The organism is Treponema sp. TIM-1, assembly GCF_046533115.1.
GTDB lineage: Bacteria > Spirochaetota > Spirochaetia > Treponematales > Breznakiellaceae > JAIRMO01.
Genome location: NZ_JAJQRC010000004.1, coordinates 142,251 through 153,155 on the forward strand (window position 1 = coordinate 142,251; position 10,905 = coordinate 153,155).

Here is a 10,905-nt window from a genome sequence, read left to right on the forward strand (position 1 = left end):
TAGATAATGGCGGTTTATTTTACAAAAAATTCGAAGATGATGCGATTTTTTATTTCCCTGGGCGCCGCCGTCTTAGGTATTCTAGGGATGGCTCAGCTCCTTACGGGACCGCGGCTTGGTCCTCTTTATGATTTTCTTGGGGCGTGCCGTCTGTCCCCGCCGGTTTCCGGTGAAATAACCTTGATAGAAACGGATCCCCAAAAGGATTTTTTTACCCACTATTTTATTGAGCCTGAGACGGCGGCTTCGGTTTTAATATCCCTAACCGAAATTGATGCCTCGGCCTTGATCCTTCAGATTCCGGTTGCGGGTCTTTCTTTCGGGATAGCCGGAAACGCGGCGGAATTAAACTTCCGTTTTGATGAGGAATTCGGCCTCGTAAAGGGAAATATCCTGAACCTTTTTGAGGCTATCCGCCTCGGTTCCATCCCCCCCGGGAAGACGGCGTCCTATGTGGGGGAACTCTTAAACCTCACCGAGCAGGGAAAGGAGCGGCTCCTGTCTTCGCTGGTACCGCAAGAGGAAGCCGGGATTTTTAAAAAAGCCGCCGCCGCCTTTGGCCGGGTCTGGGAAACCGCTGAGGCCGGATATCCCGCCTTTACCCCTGATCCTGACGGGGTACTGCGGCGTATGGCCCCGGTCCTCTTGGGGGAAAAGGAAATTGAACACCCGGTGTATACCGCCCTCAAAGAGCGGTACGAACAGCCGGCCATAGAGCATACCGTAGACGGCCTTATCCTCCGCCTGGTAAAGCCCGGGGATGGGGGAGCCTTATCCCTCCCCCTGGACAGAAACGGGGCGATATTGATTGAAAAATCCGGGAAAGGGCAGGATTTTAAACGGGTTCCCCTGTCTTTGCTCGTGGATTACGAGGAAGCGGACAGGGAACTCTACCAGGTTCTCAGCGCCGCAGATTCCCTGGGGATCTATAGGGGGATAAGTCCGGAAAAACATCCGCCGATTCTTTATGAATATGCTTTTTCCCTCCGGGAAGAGCTCCTGCGGGAACCGGAAGAGGAAAAAAAACGCCGCTGGATAGAAAGCCGGGAACGGTATTTTATTGCGCTGGAAGATTTCTGTTACGGTCCCGGGGAAATGACCATGGTTTCAGCCTATGAAGAACGGATAGCCGTGGAAGCCCCGGAAGCTGATATCCAACAGCTGCGGGACCGGCGGGATGAGCTTATCAGGAGTTTTCGGGATATCAGGGAAAAATATAACGCCCTGGCGGAGAAGCGGGGGGTCCTAAAATTCCTGCTTTACGGTTCCTTTTGTATTTTGGGGCCCGGGGGCCCGGAAGCTCCTGGGGAGCCCACGGAGACCGAAGCATCCGCCATCCTCGCCAACAGCCTCCTCTCGGGCAATGTCATCCGGCCCGCGGCGCCCCGGCATATCCTGTTCTGGTCCCTGGTTTCCGTGGGCATCCTCTGTTTGTGTCTGGTCAAATTGGAACCCCTCCTCTCCCTGGGGGTAGGCTTTTTGCTCAGTGTCCTCATTGGGGTGGTCTTTTCCGGGAGTTTCGTCCTGAGCGCCTACTGGATAGACCCCTTTATCCCCTTCACGGCGGCGGTGGGGGCTACCCTTACATCGACCCTATTTGTTTTGGTCATGAACCATCGTTTTGCGGAGCAGGTCCGCCGGGCTTACGGAAGTTCCATAACCCCGGCCTATTTTAAGACCCTGCTCCGGGCCGGAGCCCCCCCGGCTTTGGAGGCGGTGACGGTTTCCGCCGCTGTCATCGCCGTAAGAAACGAGCCCCTGGTGGTCCGGGAAAGTCAGGGGGCTCCCCAGGAGGCCGCCCAGAACGGGGTCGCCTTTCGGGAGGAGCTTTCCCGCTGGTGCTTAAAGGCCGGGGGGATTATGGCGGGATGGGAGGGGGATACGGCGATTATTGCCTTTGGGTCTCCCCCGGAACGGACGGTCCTGAAGCTCCGGGGGGAACCCTCCTATGACGAGGGCGGCTTAAGCCCGGTAACCCAGGCGATGCAATTTCTCACCATGCTTTTGAAGGATTCCCCCATGGGGGGGGCCTGGTTCTTCGGTATTGATGTGGGGGAATGCGCCTTTATCCCCATCCCCGGTTCCGGGTACCAGGTCTACGGCCCTGCCGCGGCTTGTTCCCGGCTCCTCTCCCGACTGGCCCCCCGTTACAAGGTTCCCATACTGGTTACCCGGGCGGTCCAGGAAAAGGCCGGAACTATCCCGTCCCGGCCGGTCCGGATCTCTACCGGCCAAAAGGGTTCCCGAACTTTCTATACCCTATTGATCCGGGGAAAAAGCGGAAAGACCGGTCTTTGACCGGTCTTTCCAAACGTTTGTCCAAAATTAACCGTGTTTTGAAACAGGTCCAGCCAACAGAACCCCCGGAAGCTTTACGCATAGAGGTTTATCCTCTATGCGTAAAGCCGGTTGTTGTTCATCCGGGGAACCAACATGCCCCAGAGATAATCTCTGGGGGTGTTGATCTTTTTTTAAATAGATTTTTTTAAATATATGTGTAGCAGTCCGCCACATCTTATAAATATAAAAGGCCCGGAGTATGGTAGTAGGCATCTCCTTAAACAGTCCCTTGGGAATAAAACTGATCCTTCCCTTGAGGGTATTGTTTTCACTGAGAGTAAAGGTTATCTCGATACCGTTAATCCAATTCTTGCAGCGCATATTTTCTTTACTCACGATCCATGAACCAACTACCATTTGTTCCGCTCCTTCAGGCCTTCCTCAAAAAACTTCAGTTTTTGGGAAGGTACCTTGAATTTTGAGGAAAAAACGACCCGTTGCCGCCTTTTCCATACCCAATCCCAACCTAACCGGGGTTCGGGATTGGTTCCCTGGTGAGCCGGTTTCAAAGCCCGGTTGGGTTTGAAATCGGTCTGGAGAAAAGCGGGCTTTAGCCCGCTTTTCCGCTTAAAGCTAAGGCTGCCTGATAAGCAATGCTTATCTTCCAAAATCTAATTTTGAAATAACCTCCTCGTTTAAACTTATTTTGAGTATGGACCGAATTCTTTTTGTGGTATTGTAGTTTTTTTAGGAAAAAAGTATTAATTATTTGGAAAATTCGTTTTTTGCAGGAATTTTGCGGTCCGGATTTAATCGTGTCGGACTAGGCGGAATCCTTATCATGGGTGAATTGGGCGGTGTACAGTTCCGCATAAAGCCCGCCCTGGGTCATAAGGTCCCCATGGCTGCCCTGCTGCCGGATCCCCACATCGTCGATCACCACAATACGGTCCGCGCTGCGGATGGTGGAAAGCCGGTGGGCGATGACCAGGGTGGTACGTCCCCGGGAGAGTTCCTCCAGGGCGTGTTGTATCTTGAGTTCCGTGGCAGAATCCAGAGCGGAAGTCGCCTCGTCCAGGATGAGGATGGGAGGATTTTTAAGGAAGATCCGGGCGATACTTATCCGCTGCTTCTGGCCGCCTGAGAGTTTAACCCCCCGTTCCCCGACGATGCTGTCATAACCCTCGGGCATTTTTATGATATCGTCGTGGATTTCCGCCCGTTTGGCCGCTTGGATGATTTCCTCCCGATCCGCGTCAAGGCGTCCGTAGCGTATATTATCCTCTATGGTACCGGCAAAGAGGAATACGTCCTGCTGTACAATACCGATATTTTTCCGCAGTGATTCCAGGGTAATATCCCGGATATCCCTGCCGTCAATGGTGATACTCCCCTCCCGGATCTCGTAAAACCGGGGCAGAAGGTGGCAAAGGGTTGTTTTTCCACCCCCCGAAGGGCCGACCAGGGCCAGGGTCGTTCCCTCCGGGATCGAAAGATTGATATGCTCCAGTACCCGTATATTGTGATTATATGAAAAGGTCACGTCCCGGTATTCGATGCGCCCCTTGATTCCTTCCATATTTATGGCGCCGGGTTTATCCTGTATGTCAGGCTCAATGCGCATGATGTCCACAAAACGGCTGAACCCGGCTATGCCGGTGGTGTACTGTTCCACAAAATTGGCCAGCCGCCTGATGGGCTGGAGGAAAGCGGTCACAAAGAGCGTACAGGTGATGAGTTCCGGCAGGGTCATCTTGTGCCGCATGATCAGGAAGCCGCCGGTGGCGATCACCGCTACGTTGAGGAGGTGCATCAAAAATTCAAGCTTGCTGTTAAAATGGGCCATGGATTTGTAGTAGGTCTGCTTGGCGGACTTAAAATGTTCGTTTCCCCGAGTAAATTTTTCCGTTTCATGGGCTTCATTGGTAAAAGCCTTGGCGACCCGGGCGCCGGAGATGCTTGATTCCAGGGAAGCGTTTATCTCGGCGGTCCGTTCCTTTACCTTTTTGGAGGCCCGGAGCATATTGACCCGGGATACCATCGTATGGATCGTCATAAGCGGGATCATGCTAAAAAGGACCACCGCCATCTCCCACCGTATGGAAAGGATCAGAAAAAACGCGCCCAAGAGGGTAAGGAGGGAGATAAAAAGATCCTCTGGGCCATGGTGGGCCAGTTCGGTTACTTCAAAAAGATCGTTGGTTACCCGGGACATAATATGGCCGGTCCGGTGGTTATCATAAAAAGAAAAGGGCAGCTTCTGAAGATGCTTAAAAAGATCCCGCCGCATATCCGCTTCGATATACGCCCCCACCGTATGACCCCAGTAGGTAACAAAGTAAGAAAATCCGGTCCGTAATATATAAAGCAAAATCATGAGGCTGATCATGATAAAAAAGAAACGGTAGCGTTCGGTGGGCAAAAAGCGCTCAATGGTCAATTTGGTCATCATGGGAAATACCAGATCTACCCCGGCAATCAGGGAAGCGCAGAACATATCCGCGGCAAAGAGCTTCCAATGGGGCCGGTAATAGGCGGCAAATAGGGATAGATAGGACTTGTTTAGGAAATCTTTCGTAGCCATAGGCCCAATATACTCCATTTTATGCTGCATAGGCCAGTATTCGGGTGGGGTAAAAGTATTTGCCCTTACCCCAAACCGGTATTTGACATTTAGAAGCCGCCTTATTATTATACAAGGACCCTATTAAAGGAGTTGGTCTATGAAAACAGCGGTTATTTATTATTCTTATGAAGGTAATTGCGCTTTAATCGCGGGGCTGATAAAAGATGCCCTGGGCTCGGATCTTATTGAACTACAGACGACGGAGGATAAAAAACCACAAGGCTTTTCAAAATACCTCTGGGGCGGCAGCCAGGTATTAATGAAGAAAACTCCCTCCCTTAAGCCCTATACGATCGATCCTGAAGCCTATGATCTTATCATCATCGGTACCCCGGTATGGGCGGCAAGCCCGTCGCCGGCCTTGAATACCTTTTTGGGGGAACAGCGGATCCGCAACAAAAAGATCGCTCTTTTTTGCTGCCATGCCGGCGGAAGGGGGAAGGTTTTTGACAAAATAAAAGCCAAACTTCCGGACAATACCTTTGTGGGGGAGATAGATTTTATTAACCCCAAAAAGCAGCAGCGGCAGGGGGTAATTGATAAACTCAACGAATGGATCAAGGGGCTGTAGCCCAGGCATCGGCTAACAGTACCATAAAGAGCCCCCCCTGGACCGTGCGGTTCTGAAAGTAATAGTGTTTGGCGTTCAGGGTATCGTACCAGTCGGAAAAGGGAACCCGGTCCGGGGTGTCCCGTAAAAAGGCCGCCACCGGCTTTATCAGGGCCTCCCGATCCGGCTTATGGTCGGTAAAGGCGGCCACCCAAAGGATCCAGTCCGATTTGGTATACTCCCGGCGGCTGTCCAGGGGTACCCCGTAGGGATTCTGTTTTTTCAGGTACCAGCGAATCTCGGTTTCGTAGATCGCCGGATCAAATAAACCGCTTCCAAAGAGCTTATCCCAGATCAGGTTGTATTTAAGGCTCCAGCCATCCTCCCGGTCAAATACCAGGGCGGTATGATCCCCCCGGCGGGTATTCTTAATCCAGGCGGCGGCCAGGGCTTGGGCCTTGGCATGGTACTCCCCGGCCTCGGTCCGGTCCCCCGCCATATCAAGGAGGATGGCGTAGGCCTCGATCCCCATGATCGCCTTGGCGGCAAGGTTGCAGTTATGGGCCAGGTGGCCGGCAAAATCATCGGTACAGAGCTGTTCCCCGGGATCTTCCCCATATTCGATAAGGTAGCGGACCCATTTTTTTGCCAGATCAAAATGGGGCCTGGAAAAATCGACATTCCCCTCGGCCTTGGCAACAGCGGCCATCATGATAAGCATGTTGCCGCATTCCTCCACCGGCATCTGGGAACGGAGATCGTAGAGGGCCGAATTGGCGGGAAAGGCATAGAAGGGGGGATACACCTCGGTGTTACCTATGGAATGTTGCCGGAGCCCGTATACTTGACCGGTCACATAGGGGTAACGGCCCGCGTCATGGGGGGCAAAGTCGTAGGTCCAGACCGGCTGCCGGGCAAAGCGGAGAATGGGCCTGAGCATTCCCTTGACCAGTTCGGGGTTGTACAAGAGATAGAGGGGGACCGAAGGATAGCTCACATCCACCGTGGCGGCGCAGCCGTTGGAAAAACATTCCTTGGAGATAAAGACCAGCTCCCCATGCTCGTCGGTGATAAGCTTGTGGGCCGCAATGGTTTGCCGGTATGCCAGGCTAAGAATCCGTTGATAATCCGTCCCGCCCGAAGCCAGGGCCTTTTCGTTTAATTCCGCGTCAAACCGAGTACAGCGGTCTCTAAGGGGTTCATAATCCGCCACCGCTTCCTCTAGCAGGGTAAGGAAAGATTTCCCTTCCCGGGCCCAATAGGCCCGGCGGGTTTCCCCAAAATAGTTGATCGATGCCAGATCATCGTAGGCCGCCGCCACCAGCCCTTCTCCGCCGGACAGATCCGGAAATTCCAACCGGGCGGACAATTCCTGTCCCGCGCCTGATATAAAAACCCTACCCTGCCCTTCCGGTACCGCCAGGTACAGATACCCCCAGTCGATGGTAACATCATCCCCACTGTGGCTTAAGGGGGCCTGTTTCCGTTGTCCCAGCCATCCGGCACGGCAGCCCTCCAGGGCATGGGTACCGCCGACCAGGGGGGCGGGATTATCGCCGTATTTGCAAAAACTACCGTCAAACGCAAAGGTTACCGCCACCCTATGATTCCCGGCCGCCACCTTTACCCCGATATAGGAAACAGGACGGGACAGAAGGTCCAGGTCATCAAGCAGGAGGGGGGAGAGGAAACTTATCTCCAGGGTTATCCCCGCCCCTTCAAAACAATACCGGGAAGAGGTGGCCCTGAGCTCCAGGGCGGTCTGGGTAAGGACCGGCTCAGAGCCCAAGCCCATAAACCGGTAGACGGTATCATCCACCGACACCAGACCGGAGATCCGCTGGACCCGGCCGGTCCAATGGACGGTGTCGCGGTCATAGAGCCGGTCCGCGGGGGACCAAACCGAAAAATAGGGATCGCAGGTGATGAGGGGCACACTGGGAAAACGGGTGTCCATGGGGACTCCTTGTTGCGGAGGCGGTCCTACGCTGAGGCAGGCACCAAGTATAATGGGCAGCCCAAGAAAAAGGGATGCCCTTGATAATGCCAATATTAAAAAACGATTCACTTTACTCTTTGATTCCCGTCATGGCAATACCCTGGGTGATCTGCTGTTCAAAGATGAGGAATATGATGATCGCCGGGATGGATGCCGCCATATTACTGGTGATAGGGATCACCCGATCCGTAGCATAGGTATTTTCGAAGGTGGGCAGTCCCACGGGCAGGGTAAACATCCGTTCGCTCATGGCACAGAGGAGGGGCCATAGATAATTGTTCCAAGAGGCGATAAAGGACAGGATGCAGTTGGTAACCAGCACCGTCCGGGAAAGGGGGATAACGATCCGGGAAAAAATAACCGGATGTTTTGCCCCGTCAATCTGGGCCACTTCGATGAGTTCCTTGGGGATGCTTTTAAAAAAACTTACCATGATAATCAGCCCCATGGAACCGGCGATTCCCGGCAGTATCATCCCCGCATAGGTGTCGATCATATAAAGGCCGTTGACGGTGATAAAAAGGGGCACAATGGTGGCCTCCCCCGGAACCATAAGGCCCATAAGAAAATAGAAAAAGATACTCCGCTTGCCCCAAAATTCCATCTTTGCCAGGGGGTATGCCGCCAGGGCGGAAACCGACAAGCCCAGACCGGTACTAATGACGGCGATGAGGAAGCTGTTAAAGGTCCATATGGGCACACTGCTTTTCCCGAGGATATATACATAATTCGCCAGGGTATAGGGGGGCTTAAACCAGTCAATGAAATGCCTAGCGGAGGCACTTTCGGGTCTTAGGGACGCGAAAAGGCCGAATATCAAGGGAAAAAGAAAGATCACCGCAATGGTTAGGGAAAGGAGGGTCAGGATAATATTTCCGGCACTGTATTTACGGTATATTCTCATAACTATTCCTCCTTCTTCCGCTGAATGCGCAGTTGTATATAGGAAAGGACCACCAGAATGAGAAACAGGGCATAGGACATGGCCGCGCCATAGCCCATATCACTCTGCCGGAAAGCGACGTCATATACATAGTGAATCAGAGGCCGGGTCGCCGTACCGGGACCGCCCCCGGTGATTAGCTGGATCTGACCGAAAATTTTAAAGGAAGCAATGGTCTGAAGCAGCAGGATAAGATAGGTTACGGGTTTGAGCAGGGGCAGGGTTATGCCGAAGAGCTGCCGGGCTTTCCCAGCGCCGTCCAGTTCCGCCGCCTCATAAAGCTGTTCGGGAATATCCTGGAGGGCGGAAATAACCAGCATCATGCTGAACCCTATGGTCCACCAGACCGTAATCAGGGTAACCACCGTCCAGATGAGCCCTATATTTTGAAGCCACATAATTTCCTCCCCCTGGGCCAGGATCCCCAAATCGTGGAGCAGAAAACTCAATACCCCCCAATAGGGTTCAAAAAACCACCGGACGATCCGGGAGATCACCGCCACCGAAAGCACCGTCGGTACATAATAGGCGATCCGCAGGAATTTTTTGATCCTAAGTCCGCGGTTTGCCAGGATCCCCAGACAGAGGGGAACCGCCACCAGCAGGGGAACCGAGATAATGACAAACCAGGTGGTATGCCAGAGGGCTTCCCAGAAATATTTGTCCTGGAGAAAACGGGTATAATTTCCCAATCCCAAAAAACGGATCTTGCCCATGAGGCCCCATTTGTGGAGACTCACATACACTCCCTGGATCACCGGCCAAATGATAAATGTGGTATACAATACAAAAAAAGGAAATAAAAACAAAAATGCCGTCAGGGTTTTTGAAAAGAGCGGTTTATTCTTTTTTTCCATCCCATCTGTTCCCCATAAAAAAATAAGGGAAACGGGAATTTGTTCCCGTTTCCCGGGTAAAACTAGCGCTTAATAATCGCGTTCATCTCGGAAATAATATTTTGAATCGCCGCGGTTGAAGTCGTCTGGTTGGCCCAGAAGGTATTCAGATTCTGAATGATGGAATCTTTGATCGCCCCGAAGTTAACATTCTTTGAAGGAAGTACCGCGGTGGAGGCGGCCCGGGAATAACCCGACCGGTACGGAAGGGCGGTAAAAGCCGGGCTGGACTGCACCGGGATGTGGGAGGGGATCTGGCCGGACTGCGCCCAGGTAGCTCCGCCCTTGGAGGCGGCCCAGAAGCTAAAGTCCACCGCCGCCTGGGTATTCGCCGCGTTCCGGGCCTGCTTGGTGGGAATCACAAAAACGTGGGCGTCCGCCCAGCAGGCGTCATTGGTTCCAAAGAGCCGGGGATAGGGCTGACCAACGAAATTGAGTCCCTTGGTTTCGCCAAAAACCCCGGTTGCCCAGGTACCGCAATAGGACAGGGCGGCGTGTCCATCCTGAAAGAAACGCTGATGATCCTCTATACCGGGCAGGATATAACCGTCGGTCCAGAGACTCTTGATATAATCCGCTGCCCGAATGGCGATGGCCTGATCCAGGGTAACCTGGGTGCCCGCGGCGTTAACCAGGGGGGTTCCGCCCATCTGGAAATAGGTGGCCCACCATACCCGGTAAGGATCGTCCCCCTGCTGGCTAAGGGCAATAACGGTTTCACCGGACTGGAGCGTGGATTTGAGTTTTTCCAGGATAGCCTTAAATTCCGCGGCATTGGCGATGGAAAGCTGGTTATTGGTCAGGGGTATCCCGGCGGCTTTGATCTTATCCAGGTTGGCGTACATAATCTCCGCATGGGTATCCAGGGGTATGGCATATTTCTTGCCGTTAAAGGTGATCCCCTCTACCATGGCAGGGGCAAAATCATTCCAGCTAACCCCCGCTTTTGCGGCATAATCGTCAACAGCAATAACCATGCCCTGTTCCACCAGTTCCGGCAGCCGGGAAATATGGGAAACCCCGATATCCGGGCCCCGGCGGGCGGCTACCGCGGTACCGAATTTGGTATAATAATCCGCCCATACCAACATGACCGACTGTACCTGCCGGGTGGGACCGGTGGCGTTATAATCTGCGATGATCCGGTCCATCCAGGCGCCGTCACCCCCGGCGAACAGGGACCAGAAGACCAACTTGTTGGGGTCCACCACCACATCTTCCGGGTTGTTGACCGTACCGTCTTCGTTGACGCTTACCGCCGGGGTACTGCCCCCGCTCGGCTGCGTCCCACCCTGCTGCTGTCCGCCGGCAAAAATCAGCGCGGTCATGGACAGGAGCATCATTCCGGTTAAAAGAAACCTTTTCATAGATTATCCTCCAAAAAATTTATATTTACAGACTTAACGCTGTAATTCTCCTGAGAAAAAAAATCGCCTGGTATTGAAAAAACGTAGACAGGGATAGCAAAAAGCAATACCCTTCCTGAGAATGGTGATTTTGTGGCGGCTGAAAATTCCCGGTAGTCCTAGCGGGGGGGGGGGGGGGGAAAAATGCCGTTTTTCCCCGGGCAAAAACCCCGGCTTACCGTCGGGGTCCCCCAAACAGAGGAGA

Annotated in this window: 8 protein-coding genes; 2 read left to right on the forward strand and 6 right to left on the reverse strand. The window is 53.3% G+C overall.

The window, feature by feature from the left end; genetic code table 11:
- Positions 1–36: 36 nt before the first annotated feature.
- Complete coding sequence (locus tag LQZ21_RS03885) at positions 37–2,298, forward strand: hypothetical protein (RefSeq protein ID WP_411042854.1); 2,262 nt, start codon at positions 37–39, stop codon at positions 2,296–2,298.
- 27 nt (positions 2,299–2,325) lie between these two features.
- Here LQZ21_RS03885 and LQZ21_RS03890 read toward each other — a convergent pair whose 3' ends face one another.
- On the reverse strand, positions 2,326–2,697 hold the full coding sequence (locus LQZ21_RS03890; protein ID WP_411042855.1) for a hypothetical protein: 372 nt from the start codon (positions 2,695–2,697) through the stop codon (positions 2,326–2,328).
- A 406-nt stretch (positions 2,698–3,103) separates the two neighbouring features.
- Entirely contained in the window at positions 3,104–4,864 is a 1,761-nt protein-coding gene (locus LQZ21_RS03895; protein ID WP_411042856.1) for an ABC transporter ATP-binding protein, read from the reverse strand.
- Positions 4,865–5,003: 139 nt separating this feature from the next.
- Here LQZ21_RS03895 and LQZ21_RS03900 point away from each other — a divergent pair, with 139 nt between their 5' ends.
- Positions 5,004–5,477, forward strand: a complete 474-nt coding sequence (locus tag LQZ21_RS03900; RefSeq protein ID WP_411042857.1) for a flavodoxin family protein — start codon at positions 5,004–5,006, stop codon at positions 5,475–5,477.
- Here LQZ21_RS03900 and LQZ21_RS03905 read toward each other — a convergent pair.
- The 4 genes from LQZ21_RS03905 to LQZ21_RS03920 all read right to left on the reverse strand — a co-directional run bounded on the left by LQZ21_RS03905 (position 5,464) and on the right by LQZ21_RS03920 (position 10,661).
- Entirely contained in the window at positions 5,464–7,413 is a 1,950-nt protein-coding gene (locus tag LQZ21_RS03905) for a glutaminase domain-containing protein (RefSeq protein WP_411042858.1), read from the reverse strand. The genes LQZ21_RS03900 and LQZ21_RS03905 overlap by 14 nt on opposite strands.
- A gap of 112 nt (positions 7,414–7,525) precedes the next feature.
- Positions 7,526–8,359, reverse strand: coding sequence for a carbohydrate ABC transporter permease (locus LQZ21_RS03910; RefSeq protein WP_411042859.1), 834 nt, complete (start codon positions 8,357–8,359; stop codon positions 7,526–7,528).
- A 2-nt stretch (positions 8,360–8,361) separates the two neighbouring features.
- A complete protein-coding gene (locus LQZ21_RS03915) occupies positions 8,362–9,255 on the reverse strand; it encodes a carbohydrate ABC transporter permease (RefSeq protein ID WP_411042860.1) in 894 nt (297 codons plus the stop codon).
- 62 nt (positions 9,256–9,317) lie between these two features.
- Positions 9,318–10,661, reverse strand: coding sequence for a type 2 periplasmic-binding domain-containing protein (locus LQZ21_RS03920; protein WP_411042861.1), 1,344 nt, complete (start codon positions 10,659–10,661; stop codon positions 9,318–9,320).
- Between the last annotated feature and the right edge of the window lie 244 nt (positions 10,662–10,905).